13 protein-coding genes and 1 pseudogene are annotated in these 18,065 nt (G+C 35.6%); 8 read left to right on the forward strand and 6 right to left on the reverse strand.

Annotation, left to right across the window (positions count from 1 at the left end):
* Positions 1–26 precede the first annotated feature (26 nt).
* On the forward strand, positions 27–1,205 hold the full coding sequence (locus NST77_RS08060; protein WP_163186904.1) for an acyl-CoA dehydrogenase family protein: 1,179 nt from the start codon (positions 27–29) through the stop codon (positions 1,203–1,205).
* A 134-nt stretch (positions 1,206–1,339) separates the two neighbouring features.
* Here the strand turns inward: NST77_RS08060 and NST77_RS08065 are convergent, their stop codons facing one another.
* Positions 1,340–1,501 carry a hypothetical protein gene (locus NST77_RS08065; protein ID WP_163186902.1) on the reverse strand — a complete coding sequence of 54 codons (162 nt, stop codon included), beginning with the start codon at positions 1,499–1,501 and terminating at the stop codon, positions 1,340–1,342.
* 286 nt (positions 1,502–1,787) lie between these two features.
* Here NST77_RS08065 and NST77_RS08070 point away from each other — a divergent pair, with 286 nt between their 5' ends.
* The 7 genes and pseudogenes from NST77_RS08070 (at position 1,788) to NST77_RS08100 (ending at position 9,082) form a co-directional block, all read left to right on the forward strand.
* Positions 1,788–2,657, forward strand: a complete 870-nt coding sequence (locus tag NST77_RS08070) for a carbon-nitrogen hydrolase family protein (protein ID WP_095328726.1) — start codon at positions 1,788–1,790, stop codon at positions 2,655–2,657.
* A gap of 7 nt (positions 2,658–2,664) precedes the next feature.
* Positions 2,665–3,333: pseudogene (locus NST77_RS08075) on the forward strand (GNAT family N-acetyltransferase).
* A gap of 495 nt (positions 3,334–3,828) precedes the next feature.
* Entirely contained in the window at positions 3,829–4,722 is an 894-nt protein-coding gene (locus NST77_RS08080; RefSeq protein WP_163186900.1) for a DUF2268 domain-containing protein, read from the forward strand.
* A gap of 715 nt (positions 4,723–5,437) precedes the next feature.
* The gene (locus NST77_RS08085; protein WP_123259437.1) at positions 5,438–5,857 is read left to right on the forward strand and encodes a MarR family winged helix-turn-helix transcriptional regulator; all 420 of its coding nucleotides are present in this window, start codon (positions 5,438–5,440) and stop codon (positions 5,855–5,857) included.
* 26 nt (positions 5,858–5,883) lie between these two features.
* Complete coding sequence (locus NST77_RS08090) at positions 5,884–7,503, forward strand: MDR family MFS transporter (protein WP_163186898.1); 1,620 nt, start codon at positions 5,884–5,886, stop codon at positions 7,501–7,503.
* A gap of 173 nt (positions 7,504–7,676) precedes the next feature.
* Entirely contained in the window at positions 7,677–8,384 is a 708-nt protein-coding gene (locus NST77_RS08095; protein ID WP_163186896.1) for an SGNH/GDSL hydrolase family protein, read from the forward strand.
* 134 nt (positions 8,385–8,518) lie between these two features.
* The gene (locus tag NST77_RS08100) at positions 8,519–9,082 is read left to right on the forward strand and encodes a hypothetical protein (RefSeq protein WP_163186895.1); all 564 of its coding nucleotides are present in this window, start codon (positions 8,519–8,521) and stop codon (positions 9,080–9,082) included.
* A 242-nt stretch (positions 9,083–9,324) separates the two neighbouring features.
* On the opposite strand, the gene NST77_RS08105 is transcribed toward NST77_RS08100, so the two are convergent.
* From NST77_RS08105 to NST77_RS08125, 5 genes are all read right to left on the reverse strand, one after another.
* Entirely contained in the window at positions 9,325–10,110 is a 786-nt protein-coding gene (locus tag NST77_RS08105) for a GNAT family N-acetyltransferase (RefSeq protein WP_341122884.1), read from the reverse strand.
* A 218-nt stretch (positions 10,111–10,328) separates the two neighbouring features.
* Positions 10,329–13,787 (reverse strand): methionine synthase, encoded by a 3,459-nt coding sequence (gene metH, locus NST77_RS08110; protein ID WP_341122885.1) that lies wholly within the window; start codon positions 13,785–13,787, stop codon positions 10,329–10,331.
* Complete coding sequence (locus NST77_RS08115; protein WP_123257661.1) at positions 13,765–15,636, reverse strand: bifunctional homocysteine S-methyltransferase/methylenetetrahydrofolate reductase; 1,872 nt, start codon at positions 15,634–15,636, stop codon at positions 13,765–13,767. The genes metH and NST77_RS08115 overlap by 23 nt, the downstream gene beginning before the upstream one ends.
* Positions 15,637–15,649: 13 nt before the next feature.
* Positions 15,650–16,819 (reverse strand): cystathionine beta-lyase, encoded by a 1,170-nt coding sequence (metC, locus tag NST77_RS08120; protein WP_163186891.1) that lies wholly within the window; start codon positions 16,817–16,819, stop codon positions 15,650–15,652.
* Positions 16,816–17,937 (reverse strand): methionine biosynthesis PLP-dependent protein, encoded by a 1,122-nt coding sequence (locus NST77_RS08125; RefSeq protein ID WP_095328736.1) that lies wholly within the window; start codon positions 17,935–17,937, stop codon positions 16,816–16,818. Before NST77_RS08125 ends, metC begins: the two co-directional genes overlap by 4 nt.
* Between the last annotated feature and the right edge of the window lie 128 nt (positions 17,938–18,065).

Below are 18,065 nucleotides of genomic sequence, written 5' to 3' on the forward strand. Positions count from 1 at the left end.
AAATAGTGCTATGATATACCATATAGATGATCTTGTTAAAGGGAGATGGCGCTATAGTGACTGGATTTTTCAGTTTGGAAAAAGATTTAGCACAAAAAATAAATAAACTTAAGGAAATGAGCAGGGGATTCTCAGAAAGAGCAAAGGAAATAGATGAAAGTGCATCTTTTCCTTTTGATAATGTTAAAGAATTACAGGAATCAGGTTACACAAGTTTAACCATACCAAAAGAGTTTGGCGGTCAAGAAATTTCTTTATATGAAATGGTAAGATTACAAGAAGTGATTGCCCAAGGTGATGGGTCTACTGCTTTATCCATCGGTTGGCACATGGGAATCGTAAGAAATATCCAAGAAGCAAATTGGAATAAAGATACATTAAGAGAGATATATGAGAAATTATTAACTGGCTCCTTAATAAATGGAGCTGCGACAGAACCGCAAACTGGTAGTCCCACTAGAGGTGGAAAACCTCATACAACCGCTGAAAAAAAGGGCGAGGATTGGGTTATAAATGGTCATAAAACCTTTACAACAATGTCTCCTGTTTTAGATTATTTTCTTGTAACAGCATCCATAAAAGATACAGATAATGTAGGGAATTTCTTAATACCTAAAGAGTGCAGAGGCATTCGTATTGAAAACACATGGGATAGCATTGCTTTAAGAGGAACAGGAAGCAATGATGTTTATTTTGAAAATGTGGAAATTCCAGCTCGTTATTTTGTTGAAAAATTAGATAGTCGAAAAAAAATCAATCCATGGCTTCTGCATATTCCGGCATGTTATTTAGGAATCGCCGGTGCTGCACAAAAAGAAGCAGTTACTTTTGCGAAAAACTATTCTCCAAATAGTATTAAAGGAACAATCAGCGATATTCCGAGTGTAAGATCTAAAATAGGAGACATAGAGTTAAAAATGCAAACGGCTAAACACTTTCTATATTCTGTAAGTAAAAAATGGGATGAAGCAAATAAAGAGCAACAATCCCATATGCTGCCAGAATTAAGTGCTGTTAAGTTAGTAGCTACGAATACTGCCATTGAAGTGGTAGATATGGCAATGCGCATCGTCGGAGCCCGCAGTCTTTCTGCAAAAAGTCCGCTTCAACGCTATTACCGAGATGTACGCGCAGGCTTACATAACCCACCAATGGATGATATGACACTTGATCAGCTGGCGCAAAAGTCTATTAATGAATATTAAATAATATTTCAAAAGGAATTTTTGAAAAAAACTTATCTATCATCGGAGTCGAGAGTATTAGGAAACAACGGATGTTTGTTTTGGAAATAGATGGTGGCTGGAATACTACTATCCCAGCCACCACAAACATATGTTTAGCTAACTTTTTTCCTATCAACCTTTATTCTATACGTCTGATAAAGGCGTAGAAAATAATTTTCTATTTTAAACGCACCATTTATGTATCTTTTTAATCCAATCACTACCAATTCCTCTATCAAAATTAAACCAAGGAATGCAAAAATGAAAATACTCAATAAAAATCCCTCCTTCAGCAAGCTTTATAACTTCTATTTCTATTCCTTTTTTTTCGAAAATCAAAACAATGGACTATCATAAAATAATATGAACATCTATCTTTTTAAGAACATAAATATAAATAGTAAATTCCAATAAAAAAGTAGTGCGAAACCATTGAAAAATATAGAAGAATAACGCATAATCATATCTTGAATAATCGTTTTTAAGGATTTTAAACACATTTATAAAAAAGTGCTTTACCTATATAAGGATATAAAATAAACATATAAAGGGAGATGGAAGATGAAAATAAGAGTTTCTGCCGTACAATACAAATTAGAAAACATTAAGTCATTTGAAGAATTTGCTAAACAATGTGAGCATTATGTTCGAACAGCACTTGAATTTGGTGCGGAATTTGTGTTATTTCCTGAATTTTTTACAACACAGCTTTTATCCATGGGAGATGAAAATAACGCTTTAACAATTAATGAGCTTCCAGGATTTACGGAGCAATATCAGGAATTATTCAGATCATTTGCTGTGCAAACGGGAATGCATATTATCGGTGGAACTCATGTCATTCGCAAAGAAGATAAATTATATAATGTAGCGCATTTGTTTTATCCAGATGGAAGAATAGAAGAACAAGCAAAGCTTCATATCACACCTACAGAGGAATATGAATGGAATATGGAAAAAGGAGACTCCTTCCGTATTTTTGATACAGAGAAAGGAAAAATTGCCATTCTAACTTGTTATGATATTGAATTTCCAGAAATTGTCCGTATGGCAAAAGCAGCAGGAGCAGATGTGATTTTTTGTCCTTCTTGTACAGATGATCGTCATGGTTTTCATCGTGTTCGCTATACTTGTCATGCAAGAGCCATTGAAAATCAAGTATATGTAGTTGTAACAGGAACAATTGGAAGCTTAACGAATGTGGATTTTATGCGAGCCAACTTTGGGCAGGCAGCAGTCATTACTCCTAATGATATCCCATTCCCCCCACAAGGAATTCTCGTTGAAGGGGAATTAAATAATGATATGATTGTAACAGCAGATTTAGATCTTTCCTTATTATATGAAGTAAGAGAAAAAGGTTCTGTCACAACATGGAGAGATAGAAGAACAGATCTTTATCCAGACTGGAATTCGACTGTGGAAGGATGATTACTGCATGATCTTTAGTGAGTTTTTTCTTTATGATGAGGAAAAACCGATTCGATGTACGGTCCGAAATTATCAAGAAAAGGATTTTAACGAACTAATGGCTATTCAAGCAGAATGTTTTCCTGCCCCGTTTCCAGAAGATCTCTGGTGGAACGATGAACAATAAGCAAGTCATCTTGCTTATTTCCCACAAGGGGCAATCTGTGTGGAAGTGGAGGGAGAACTTGCTGGATCATTAACAAGTCTCCGTACAATTTATGATCCTGAACATTCCCAGCACACATGGGAGGAAATAACCGATAATGGCTATATTACCACACATGATGAGAATGGAAATGCCTTATATGTAGTCGATATTAGTATCCGGCCAAAATATCGTAAGCTCGGTCTAGGTAAAGTGTTAATGCAAAGTGCCTATTATTTAGTTATACACTTAGGCATAGAACGATTGCTGGGCAGTGGAAGAATGCCAGGTTACAAGAAGGTGTCTGAAAAGCTTTCTCCCGCAAAATATTTGGACTATGTAATGGCAGGCAAATTGCAAGACCCTGTTCTAACGTTTTTGCTGCGATGCGGAAGAACGCCAGTAACGATATTGTCTAACTACCTGGACGATGAAGATTCTTTAAATTATGCCGTATTAATGGAATGGAAAAATCCCTTTCTAAACATATAAAACAGCGAATGTCTTATTTGATCTTCGAGGAGTGAATAGATTACTCCTCTTAAGATCGAGTGAGACATTTTTTATTATTTAAGGTATTCGGATTATGGTTGAGATTTCCTACTTAAAAGAAAACACCTAACATTAATCGGATAATAGTCACAATTTCCCCATTCATATAGAAAATCTAATAAAAAATATCCTCTAACTATTGACACTAACGTTGCGTAATTCTTTACAGTAGCAGTTGAAGGAGGTACAAAAAGATGGATAGGAGAGTAAAAGGAGTAGCTGAAGCGGGATATAATTTTCAATAAACTTGCACCCTTTGTGATCTATCTCCCGAATCTAAAAAAGTATAAGTAAAATTAAAGAATGGTATGGCTTTTTTAATGAAAAACTTGCCAAATACTATCCTGTTCCCTTTATGGATAGACAATCCATATTAACGATTTACCGAAAAACTTTGATAAATTGGTATTCAGATAATCAAAAAAGGTGGTAGCAATGAAAATAGTAATCGAAAATACAACCGAGCAATATGAAAAGTTGTTCTCTATGGAGGATGAAAAAGAAAACTACTTTCGGTATTCCATGATGAAACCTTTTGAAAAAATGTGGAATACTATTAATGTTCCTTTAAAAGCTAATCAATCTAATGGATATGACGTAATATTGGCTACAAAAATGCTTGGGTATCTTGATGTTACGAAAACCGAAATCGGAAAGATAGCGTTAGAGAATCTAGAGAAGATTCAAGCACTTCAAACGGCATATGATACCTTAAATCACTGTGTTGATTTTATACAAGAGAACAACTTAAAATTAAATACTGATGAATTGAAATTTGGAATGTATATAGCTGATCCTAAAAAGCTACAATTACAAAAAGGTTATTGTGGCTTTGGGGGAATTCCTGGGTTTATTCAAGTGGCAATTTTCCCCAACTCTTATAATATACCTAAAATCCCTGCTGTCATTGCACATGAATTTCATCATAATCTCCGTTTCTCTTATTTTGATTGGGATCATGGTAATGTTACGGTTGGAGATTACCTAATAATAGAAGGTTTAGCAGAGTCATTTGCAAAAGAGTTATACGGAGAAAAACATTTAGGTCCTTGGGTTACTTCTTTTCATAAAGAGGATTTAGAATACTCAATCGAAGTAATAAAAGATGCATTAAATGTTAAGGGATTTGCGGAGGTTAGCAGTTATATGTTTGGTGACACCATTGCAATAGAACAGGGATATCAACCTGTTGGCCTATCACCGTTTGCGGGATATGCAGTTGGGTATCATGCAGTACAGTCCTTCATAAAAACCAATAATGTGGGGATAGGAGAAGCAACCTTACTTAGTGCAGAGGAAATACTAAACAATTGTGAAATGTTTTCTTAAATCGTTTTTTTATATGAGGGGCTGGGACAAAACTAAAAAGACTATGCTTAAAGCTGAATAATCATTTGGTTACTGGAGCGCAATGGAACGAACTTGTTTTTTAGCTATAAAAAGGATAAATCAATGAAAAAAAATCGAACTATTACAATGTTTTATTGTATTATAGTTCGGTTTTTCTTTGTGTAAAATCCTTTTGCCCCACCCTCTTTTCTTGTTTAAGCAATTCATAAATGATTTTTATTGAATATAACCAATACAATAAAGGAAATGAAATAATGATCACCAATATGCTCTAAGATTCTTGATAGGAAGGAGAGTAAATCTGATTATAAATATCTGAGGAGAGAATACTTTATTATCCTCTCCTCATTACCAATAATATGGTACAAGTGCTAATTACAAAGCCTTTACCGATTCTTTGAATCGTTTAATCAAGACGTTGTTCGAGATTACACATCTGAAGCCATTAGTTTTAACCCTCTTTTTACATTCTTTTCCGATTACCATAATAGAGTTTAATTTCTATAATTTAAAAGCTTCTTGTACGAAAAAAGCAGCATAAACTGTGATAAAGTCTTTTTTTATATAATGAGGAAAAAACAATAAAACAAAAATAATTGACATGTAATTAATTAAGTTATATATTATTAAATGGTTAATAATTAAGAAGTTAAACATTTATTTATTAAGTAATTTTAGAAAGGACGGGGGATAGGTGCATAATGGCGAAGAGCTTTTTGAAGTTGCAGCGATGTTTGGCAACTTTATTAAAAATATAACTAGTGATTTTAATAAAAATAGCAGTGATTTAAATATTACTCAATATAAACTGCTTTTTCATTTAGATAAGGAAGGATCCCTAAATGTTTCAGATCTTGCTAAAAGCGTACACATTACAAATGCTGCTGTAACAACTATAACCGATCAGCTATTGGCGGAAGACTATATTACAAAAGATCGATCAAAAACTGATCGAAGAGTGGTCAATATTACCATTACCGATAAAGGAAGAAGTATCGTTAATAATATGAAAAAAGAGCAGCAGAATAAAATGAAGGAACACTTTCATAAGCTAACAGAGGAAGATATTCAACATTTAAAACGTATCTTTAAATTATTAAACGAGAATTTCTAAAATTTTATAAGAAAAGAGAGAATGCAATGGAACATTTAACACACAAGAAAAAACTGTCAATTATGATAGCTATCATGGCAGCTATGTTTTTTGCAGCGATTAACCAAACAATCGTTAGTACTGCAATGCCGAAAATTATTTCTATCCTTGATGGGATGGACTATTATACATGGACCATTAATATTTATATGCTTACATCCACAATTGCCACAGTTCTTGTAGGAAAGCTATCCGATATGTATGGACGTAAGCCGTTTTTATTAATCGGGATATTATTATTTATGGTTGGTGCTTTCTTAACAGGTACTTCCAATGATGTATTTCAATTTATTGCCTACCGTGGTATCCAAGGGATAGGTGCTGGTATTATTCAATCTTCCGCTTTTACAGCAGTTGGTGACTTATTCCCGCCTCGTGAACGTGGAAAATGGATGGGATTATTAACAGCTGTATTTGGTTTCTCCAGTGTTCTAGGACCTCTATTAGGAGGCTACTTAGTTGATCATTTAGATTGGCACTGGTTATTCTGGATTTTCTTACCAATCGGTATTATTGCTTTCGGTATGATTATGGCACTATTCCCTAAAGTTGAAGGAAACGGAAAACAAAGTATTGATTATATTGGATCTTTATTTATGACTGTTGCTATTGTTCCATTATTATTGGCCTTTTCATGGGCAGGAACAGAGTATGCATGGGGATCTGTACAAATTCTCGGATTGATTGCAGCTAGTATTGTTTTTGCTATTGTGTTTGTATTGGTGGAAAAGAAAGCAAAAAATCCAATTTTACCATTACATCTATTCAAAAATAATATTGTGACTGTTTCTAATATAATTGGTTTTATTATGAACTTTGGAATGATGGGTGCCATGATTTATCTATCTTTCTTTGTTCAAGGGGTATTAGGGATTTCTCCTACTTATGCTGGTTATGTAACAATGCCGATGTCTATTGTTATGGTTATCTCCAGTACCATTATCGGTCAGTTAATTTCAAAAACAGGGAAATATAAACGTTTTGCATTAATCGGAGTTCCAACAATGATCGCTGGTATGGCCATTATGATCTTTATGAATAGTGTACCAATGGCGATTTTAAGTATGATTGTGTTTGGTTTGGGATTAGGTATTGGTATGCCGGTATTTTCAATTGCTACCCAAAATGCCGTTTCCCATAAAGAATTGGGAGTAGTAACTGCTTCCACTCAATTATTCCGTAATCTAGGTGGTACAATTGGTATTGCTGTCATGGGTACCGTTATGGCAAATAATCTAAAGACAAACTTGCAAGATACGATGCAAAACTTGCCAGTAGTGAAAGATTTAGCAACATTAGATCCGAAAGTAACAGAGCAAATGGTTGGTTTCGCCAATCCACAAGCATTGATGAATAAACCATTACTTGAACAGACAGAAGCAAATTTACCCGCAGATGTACAACCGATATTTGCACAAATGATTCAAGGAATCAGAGATGCATTAGGAAATACATTATCAACGGTATTCTTAACTGGAACCATCGTATTAGTTGTTGCCTTTTTATTAGTATTCTTCTTAAAAGAAATTCCTTTAAGAACATCTAATCAAGCAGCTCCTGAAGAAAAGAAGGAAGAAAATATCGTTTTAGATAGACAAAAATCTTAATACGAATGCGATTTGGCTGTCTCCAAATTTTTGGAGACAGCCTTTTGTTTGCTTATTTCATGACAGGAACACAAATTGCAACCTATTTTTGGAAAAACCTGAAATTTTCTCGCACAACCTTTTTTCTGTTATAATAAGTTATAGTAATAGAATGAAAAAAGTAGGGATGTTAAATGAAAATTATCTGTTTTGGAGATAGCCTAACTAGAGGTGTCTCATTTGTAAAAGGTAGGATAAGAATTATTAAAGATAATTATCCCGCTTTGCTTGGAAAATTATTTGCCTTAAATAATTCGGATGATACGATTGTCTTAAATAAAGGTGTATTTAATGACAATTCTGATTTATTACTGAAGCGACTAGAGAAGGATGTTCTTTCTGAGGAGCCGAAATATGTTTTATTAAACGTTGGTGGGAATGATTGCAATTTTCAATGGCAAGAAGTAGCCGAAGATCCTGATAGTAATCATGAGCCGATTGTTCCGATAAATCAATATATCGAAAACATTGCTCAAATGGTCACAAAAATGAAGCAATCTAATATCACGCCAATATTGTTAACTTTGCCACCACTTGATCCAGTAAGATATTATAAATCAATTGCAGAAAGATATGGGACAACTATTAGTCATTGGATTAGCTGCTGTGGTGGGATAGAGCATTGGCATGGTTTATATAATTTTCATTTAAACAAATTAATTGAGCAATTAAATCTTCCAAGTATTGATGTTCGCTCAGCTCTTAAAAAGGCTGGGAATATTGCTGATTTTATCAGTGATGATGGAATTCATTTAAATGCTGAAGGTTACAAGAAAATGAGTTATTTCATTTTTGAGGAGATGAATCGATTAACCGGCAGACAACACGAACAATTATCGTAACTTATCTTTTTTTGTAAGAAAATAGTGGGAATAGTTTTTATACACACTAGGTATGGAATATTTTTGGAATTTGCGATAAGATAATGGGACAAGCAGTCATCAATAGGTAGATTTAAATAGTGGAGGAAATTCAGATGAGCACATTGTACGAAAAAATAATTGATGTTTTGCAACAAAAAGGACCGACAACCCTTTCCGCTATTTTTAATGAATTAAATAGTTATTTAGGAGAGGAAGAAACACCTATTTCTATGTCCTCCATAAAGTCTGTACTTTCTCGAAAAAAAGACTTGTTTGAGGTTTACGATGATATAGTATCCATTCACCCAGAAAAAGAAATTACAAAACTAATTGTTGAATATAAAGTAAATCAAGAACATTCTTTCAGTATTCATATCGATTTTGATCTTCGCAACTACTTAATTCAAGAATGGAGTCAGTTTCCAATTGTGATTCCTCCGGTTTTTAATAAAATTGAACCGGAAGAGTTTGATGCTTTAAGGATGGAATTATATCGCTTGAAAATGTGGGATTGGGAAGAAGAGCTGCTAGGAATTGAAACGGTTAAATGTACTGCCCGATTGGTTACTGTAACCTCGACTTATACGGTCGATTTAGTGAATATGCAATCAAAGGAATGGAGACAACTGCAGAAAATGATTTCTCTTTTTACTGATTTAGAATTATTGCTTAAATAAGTTAATCGATTGGGAAGTATGAGTGATAAATAGACGCAGTTATTGTCCCTTGATAAGGTAAAGAGGCTAGCTGCAACCATTCATTTATAATAGGGATAACAAAGCCAAACAATTATACGCAACTTCGTATAATTGTTTGGCTTTTTATTTTGTTTCATATTAGAATAGTTCGTTTTCTAGATTATTTCATACGTGTTAGGTGGAAAATATCTTAGGAATCATTTGGGAAATATCGGAAGGATTTAGCGATACATAGTCCATAATCCAATATCTTCAAAGCCGATTTTTTTATAAATTTTACCAGCGTCAGGATTATCGTAAAATAAGCAGACAAACTGTTTGTCGTCTAATATATCATTAATAAGAGCCGTCATTAGCTTACTTGCCAATCCTTTATTCCTGTAGCCTTTATGTGTGCAGACGCCGACAATCATTGCTGAATGGGAATTTTCGGCCGTAGTGGAGACCGTTGATATAATTTCTCCTTTATCGTTTTCCAGAAAATATGTCCGCCCGGTTTGAGACTCGATCGCTTTCTTGAGCATATTTTTCGAATCTTCTGTAGTAGTAAATTCAGCAAGAGAATTCCGTAATGTGACAATGCGATCAATATCATCAAGGGTAGCCTTTTTGATCATATCTATTTGTTTGATCTCTCGCTTTTTGCCGCATTGAGCAAAATAAGTCACTTTTTTCTTTCCTAAATTTAAAGAGGGAAGCTTTTCAAATTTTTCTACTAAATCAGCTCTTCCTGATAAGGTTACTGGATTCGTATTGGTTTCCATTATAGCTGCAAAAGCTTGGACATCAAAATGATCTTTATCGACAGCGTAAAATATATAGCTTTCAAAATATTTGAGAAGTACTGCTTTTATCTCTCCACTATGGAATTCTCCCCAAAGTTTTTGAAATGCAGAATGATACCCGAATGCCTCAATATCGCCAATAATAAAAAGATTCATTGAAGGGTCTTGAAGCAAAAATCTCATTACCTCAGCATGATCTTGCTCTGTAAGTTCTCGAATCATTGTATAACCTTCTTTCTGCTTTCTGAAAATAGTTAATTGTAAGTTTATCATAATATTAAGAATGTATATAGAACTAAAAGGATAAAAATAGGATAATTATAAATAGTATTTTACAGTTAAAAAATGAACACAGACAGAGGAAAGAAAAATCCAATCCAGTTTTGCTATCAGCTGGATTGGATTTTTGAAGTTAGTAAACATCTTACTAGAGAATAATATTAATAGGAATTGCTGGATAAGACGTTAAAGTAACGTGCATCTGGATGGGCAAATACCATTGCTGAAACAGATGCCTCTGGCTCCATCATACATTCTTCTGACAAGGTTATGCCAATATCTTCGGGTGACAATAAGCTGAACAATTTTTTCTGGTCTTCCAATTCAGGACAAGCTGGATATCCAAATGAAAATCTTTGTCCTTGATATTTTGCTGTAAAGCGATCCTTCATTGTAAAAGTTGCCGGGTCAGGGAATCCCCATCTATCTCTAATTTGACGATGAATTAATTCTGCTAACCCCTCAGCTGTTTCTAGTGCAAGGGATTGAAGGGCATGGGATTCAAGAAATCTTCCATCTCGTTTTAGCTGTTCTCCTGCTTCCCGTATACCAGTACCAGCTGTTACAGCAAAAAAAGCAACATAGTCCATCACTCCACTATCCACTGATTTTAGATAGTCTGCTAAGCATAAAAATGGTTCTCTTTCTTGTCTTGGAAAATCAAAGGTTTCGATTATTTTCGTTTTGTCTTTTGAATCATAGATATAGATCTTGTTGCCATCTGATTGAGCAGGGAAGAAGCGATAAACCGCTTTTGGCAGTATCCAATTATTTTGTTCAGCCTCATTTAACAGTTGTTCAATCATATTATTTAATTGGACAGCTTTATCGTCTTTCTTTTCTAGCAAAACATCAATTTTTCCTTTAACTCCTAAATGGTGACCTAAGAGCATTTGTTTATTAATATATGGTTTAATATGACTAGTCGTATAAGTCGTTAATATATGTCTTTTGATATCTTGCGGGACAAAGACGGGAGCATCTGTGTTAACAGTTTTTCTTTTAATACCAGTGATAACAGGTTTTGTATATTCTTTTACAGGACTAGCTGAAAGTAATTGCTTTTTCTTTTCATGTTCCTGTTTATGCAAATCGAATTCGTCTTTATTAGTCAGCTGATTTGCAAGAGATAAGCCATTCATAGCATCTTTTGCATATAACACTAATCCATCATATTCACGTGAAATTTTTGTGTCGGTAAATTTTCTTGATAATGCTGCTCCGCCTACTAAGATAGGAACTTCTATGCCAGCTTGTTTCATGTCTGCAGCTGTTAGTACCATCTGTTGTGCCGATTTGACAAGTAAGCCAGACAAGCCAACAATATTTGGTTGTTCCTTTTTAATAGCAGAAACTAAATCTGCTGGGGGAACTTTGATGCCGAGATCAATCACTTCATATCCGTTATTAGAGAGAATGATATCAACGAGATTTTTGCCGATATCATGAACATCTCCTTTAACAGTTGCTAAAATAACTTTCCCTTTAGTAGAGGTAGAAACATTTTTGTCCATATATCCTTCTAAAAAGGAAACAGCCGTTTTCATTACTTCTGCGCTTTGCAGCACTTCTGCGACAATTAGCTGATTATCATTAAATAAGCGGCCAACTTCCTTCATTCCATCCATAAGAGGACCATTAATAATATCTAGTGGGGCACTATATGTAGTAAGTGCAATGGCTAAATCAGCTATTAATCCTTCTTTTGTTCCTTCAACAACATAATAAGCTAACCGTTCATCTAATGTTAAATTTTCAAGTGAATTGATCTTTTCTTTTTTCTTATCTCGATAAAAGTCCGTAAAAATAGCCAACGTTTCATCTGTTGTTTCAAATAATAGCTTTTCAGCTAATTCAATTTCTTCTTTACTAATGGACGCAAATCTTTCCAATTTTTCTGTATTAACGATTGCGTAGTCAAGGCCTGCTTGTGTGCAGTGATAAAGAAAGACACTATTTAATATTTCTCGACCGACAGGAGGGAGACCAAAGGAAACATTGCTTATGCCAAGAATAGTTTGGACGTCCGGGCATGCTTGCTTTATTTCCTTAATTCCTTCAACTGTCGCTAATGCTGAGCCGATGTACTGTTCATCTCCCGTTCCTACAGGAAAGACAAGGGGATCAAATATTATGTCTTGACCATTAATTTGATATTTTTTCGTTAACAAATCATATGATCGCTTTGCTATTTGTAGTTTTTTCTCTACAGTAACTCCCATGCCATCTTCATCAATAGTTCCAACAACAACAGCGGCTCCATACTTATGGATGAGAGGGGCGATAGCTTGAAATCTTTCTTCGCCATCCTCCAGGTTAATACTATTAATGATTGCTTTTCCTTGTGAGTAGGAGAGTGCCTTTTCTATTACTTGTTCATCAGTTGAATCAATAACAAGTGGTACCTTGACTTTTTTTACAACTTCTTTCATGAAAAGCTCCATGTCTTGCATTTCATCTCTATCGGGATCTGCTAAGCAAATATCAATAACATGGGCTCCGCCTTTGACTTGAGCTCTGGCAATTTCTGATGCTTCTTCGTATTTTCCTTCTTTTATCAACCTTTTAAATTTTCTAGAACCAATAACATTTGTCCGTTCTCCAACCATAATTGGTCTTAATGTAGGATCATCATAAATAAAGGGCTCAATTCCAGAAACCATGTGAAAATTAGTTTCTGCAACTTTTCGCGGGGAGATTTCTTTCATTTTTTCGGCAATTGCACGAATATGCTCAGGTGTAGTACCACAGCAGCCTCCAACAATATTTAGCCAGCCTTCTTCTGCGAATCCAACGAGTTTATTGGCTAGAGAGGAGGCAGTTTCGTGATAGTTTCCTTCTTCATCAGGCAAGCCAGCATTAGGATAACAGCTAACAGCAAACTTAGACAGACTTGAAAGTGAGCGAATATGATCCTGCATAAACTCTGGGCCTGTTGCACAGTTTAAGCCAATAGCGATAGGATGCATATGTTCAACGGAAATGTAAAATGCTTCGATCGACTGTCCGGCAAGAGTAGTCCCCATTGGTTCAATCGTGCCAGAAATCATTAGCGGAAGTTCTTTCCCAGTTTTTGTAAATGCTTGTTTAATACCTAAAAATCCAGCTTTAACATTCAGCATATCCTGACTTGTTTCTAGAAGGAGAAGATCAACACCGCCGTCGATTAATCCTAATGCTTGCTCTTCGTAAGAAGAAATGAGTTCTTCGAATGTAGTGCCGCCAGTGACACTTAATGTTTTCGTTGTTGGGCCCATTGCACCAGCAATAAATCTTGGCCAATCAGGTGTAGAATATTTCCTGACTGCTTCTTTGGCAAGTTTTGCTGCTTTAACATTTAGCTGGTAAGCAATGTGTCCTAGATGATATTCATCTAGGACAATTTTAGTTGCACCAAATGTATTGGTTTCAATAATATCTGCTCCGGCATGGAGATAGGATTCATGAATTTTCGTGATAATATCTGGTCTTGTTAGATTAAGATTTTCATTGCATCCTTCTAATTCTTCTCCACCAAAATCGGCTGCCGTTAAGTTCTCTCGCTGGAGCATTGTTCCCATTGCGCCATCCATAATGATAATTTTTCGTTTAAGCTGTTCAGCTAATGAAGTTTGTTGCATCAGTTGTCCTCCTAAGTGCAGCAGTTCGTAATTTCGTATAGCGAGCTAATTCTACAGAAAGCTCATACCGCAAAAACGGTGTTATTAAGTAAATACCGTTAAAATAATTGGCTGCAGTGTCGATTAAAGATTTGGTGATTTTGAGACCTTGCTGTGCTGCTTGTACTGGGTTGTCTTTAAATTGTGCCATGGTGCGCCGAATGGAGTCATCTATTTTTATGCCAGGAACCTCGTTGTGTAAAAACTCCGCATTGTTACTGCTTGTTAATGGCATTAAACCAATATAGATAGGTGTGTCAATGTGTTTTGTCGCTTCATATAATTCGATTATTTTTTGTTCGGAGTAAACAGGCTGGGTTATAATGTAATCAGCACCGCATTCTATTTTTTTCTCTAACCGTTTTACCGCTTTTTCTACCTGACGTACATTTGGATTAAATGCAGCTGAAACAGAAAATGTCGTTTTTTGTCCTAGATTTTTCCCAGAGAAAGAGAGACCTTCATTTAATTGCTTAATCATCGAAATTAAGTCAAATGAAGTCATATCATAGACAGAAGAAGCACCAGGAAAATCCCCAACTCGAGCTGGATCTCCTGTAATAGCTAGGACATCATGAATTCCTAATGTATGTAGTCCCATTAAGTGAGACTGTAAACCAATTATATTACGATCCCGACAAGCAATATGAACGAGAGGGCGAAGCCCAATGTTTTGCTTTACTAATGTAGCAATTGCTGTATTGGAAATCCGTGCAGAGGCTAAACTGTTGTCTGCAAGTGTTAATGCATCTATACCTTCTTCTTTAAGTTTTTTTGCACCTTCAAAGAAGCGCGTCGTATCTAGTTTTCTTGGAGGATCTAATTCCACAATAACAGAAGCTCTGGTTTTTACAATTTCCTCCAAAGGGGTGTAATCCCTAGGGGGAGGGGAATGCTCCAATATAGAATCAACAACAGCCTTATTAGTTTCAATTGTTTTTTCTGTAATAGGAGAGGCATCCTTCAACACTTTTGCGAAATTTCTGATATGTTCAGGTGTTGTTCCACAGCAGCCTCCTAAAAGTCGAACGCCTTGCTTTCTAAATTCTTCTGCTGATCTTTGGAAATATTCCGCATTGTCTTTATATTCGAACTTTCCGTCAATATAACTTGGTAAACTAGCATTTGGAAAGGCAGATAAGTATGCATTCCTCGGTAATGGTATTTGTTCAAGTGAAGCAATCATATGGTGTGGTCCCAATCTGCAATTCAACCCAATAATATCAGCACCTAAATTCTCTAATCTATCGAAAGCAGAAGCAAGGGATATTTGGTTTTGTAAAATCCCTATTTCGTGTATGGAAAGCTGGGCTAGGACTGGAATATCTGTTTCTTTTTTCGTAATTTCCAGGACTGTTTCGAGTTCCTCCAAATCATAAAATGTTTCCAAAAGAATGCCGTCGACATCTTCTAATAACAAGCAGTAAAGCTGTTCACGGAAACTGCGCTTCAACTCTTCTAAACTAATAGCTTGAGGCTTCATTCCTCTATTTCCACCAATTGTACCAAGTACATTTACATTTTTATTTTCCACGGCTTTTTTGGCAATTTTTACGGCTGCGCTGTTTATTTCCTTCACGTTATCTTCTAATCCGTATCTTTGTAATTTTAAATAGTTGGCAGCATATGTATTGGTTTGGATAATATCTGCGCCGGCATGGATATATGCTTGATGAACCTGCTCAATCTGTTCAGGGTGAGAAAGGTTTAAAGATTCAAAGCATGTATCTTTTCCATAAGAATAGAGGAGGGTGCCCATAGCACCATCACCAATTAAGATTTCATTTTTTAGCCTATCGAGAAAGTTCATTGTAAGCCTCCAGTTAAATAAAATGTAACTCTGCTGTCTTCTTAAGAGCTATATCAAAGTCATTGATTAAATCTAGTGGATTTTCTAATCCAACGGATAAACGTAGAAGGGAATCTGTAATTCCCCGTTCTGCTCTAGCTAAAGGATTCATCGCAGCATGAGACATTTTTGCTGGATAGGATAGAATCGATTCAACCGCACCAAGACTAACGGCGAATACAGGCAGTTTTACATTCTCTACAAAAGTACGCATTGCTTCTTCTGAATATAACTCAAAGGAGAAAACCGCGCCTGGATTTAGCGCTTGTTTTCTTTGGATCGCATATTGAGGGTGGTCTTCGAATCCTGGATAATGCACTTTTTTTATTAATGGGTGGTTTTGCAAATGCTCTGCGATCACTCTTGCCCCTTCACTTGAATGCTTCATCCGAACATGCAAGGTCTTTATTCCTCTAAGGAGTAGCCAGCAATCCTGAACACCAAGAACTGCGCCAAACGAATTTTGTAAATAACCAATTTGCTTTGCGAGCTCTGCATCTTTAACTACTGCTACTCCAGCGATTACATCGCTATGACCAGATAAGAACTTAGTAGCACTATGAAGTACAACATCCGCACCTAGCGTTAATGGTTTTTGTAAGGCTGGTGTTAAAAACGTATTATCCACGAAAGTAAGTGCACTGTATTTTTTGGCAAGTAAGCTAATTGCTTCAATATCTGTTACTTTTAATAAAGGATTGGAAGGAGTTTCTACATAAAGCACTTTTGTGTTTGGTAAAATAGCTGCTTCAACTTCTTCTAGATTCGTCATATCTACAAAGGTATGATCGATTCCAAATCGGTTCAATACGGTCGTCACCATACGATATGTTCCACCATATACATCTTCAGAAATAACGACATGATCACCTTGTGATAATAATAGAAAAGCAGTTGAAATTGCAGCCATTCCAGAAGAGAAGGCAAAGCCATGCGTTCCTTCTTCTAATTCTGCCACCACTTCTTCTAGTGCTTCTCTTGTCGGATTTAAGCTTCTGCTATAATCATATTTTCCAAATTCATCAATATCCTTTTGGTGAAAGGTGGAAGCGTGCTGAATTGGCACGCTGACAGCTCCAGTGTCTGGATCGAATTTATGTTTATTATGAAGCAATTTTGTTTCAAATGTATATGATGTTGTCATATTGTTACCTCCTGTGCAATTCCCTTTGCAATAGAGAAAGCTTTATCTAGATCTTTGATTAAATCATTTGCATTTTCAATACCAACTGAAAAACGTAATAGTCGATTATCGACACCAGTTTCTAATCTGACTTCTAGTGGAATATCTGCATGAGTTTGAGTGGCAGGATATGTAATAAAACTTTCCACCCCTCCAAGACTTTCGGCAAATGAGATTAACGTTAAGCTTTGCAAAAATGGATTTACCCAAGATTCACTTTGGATTCTAAACGAGATCATTCCGCCACGACCAGGGTAGAGGACATCTACAACAGCCTCATGTTTTTGCAGAAAAGTAGACAGTATTTTCGCATTCTCTTCATGTTTTTCCATTCTTAACGCCAGTGTTTTCATTCCTCTCATCAATAACCAAGAATCAAAGGGACTTAAAACAGCTCCAGCAGAATTATGGTGTAAGGCGAGCTCATTACAAAGCTCTTCTCCTTTTGCAACAATAAGACCAGCAAGAACGTCATTATGCCCACCTAAATATTTTGTTGCACTGTGGATAACGATATCAGCACCTAAACGGATCGGCTGTTGGATAATAGGAGTATAAAATGTATTGTCAACAATAAGCAGAATATTGTGTTCTTTTGCGATGGAAGCAATCACAGAAATATCCGTTTGTTCCATTAAAGGATTCGTAGGAGTTTCAAGGAAGATTGCTTTTGTTTTTGAGGAGATGGCCGCACGCACAGCATCTGTATCTGAAGTATTAACGTACGTACATCGAAGGCCCCATTTTTTATAACCTTGTTCTAATAGACGGTATGTGCCGCCATATAAATCTTTAGAAATAATCCATTCATCACCGCTTTGAAAAAGGGAAAGGATTGTTTGAATTGCTGCCATTCCTGAACTACACGCAAAGCCGCGGTCGCCTTCTTCTAATTCGGCAATTGCATTTTCTAATATTTCTCGTGTAGGATTTCCTGTCCGTGTATAATCATAGCCAGTCGACTCTCCAATACCTGTGTGACGATAGGCAGTGGAAAAATAAACGGGCGGATTAACTGCACCAGTAGTTGTTTCACTTCTATTACCAATTTGCGCTAACTTTGTTTCTAAACTATACATTCTATAACTCTCCTATTCTCATATTTGGAATTTTTATGTAATCAAAACAAATCAAGAAGTGGTCAAGAAAAATGACATGAAAAAAGTCTTCTTCGTTATAAGAAGAAGACTTTGATTATTAATGGTCA

This window comes from Niallia sp. FSL W8-0177 (genome assembly GCF_038006285.1).
GTDB lineage: Bacteria > Bacillota > Bacilli > Bacillales > Cytobacillaceae > Niallia > Niallia circulans_A.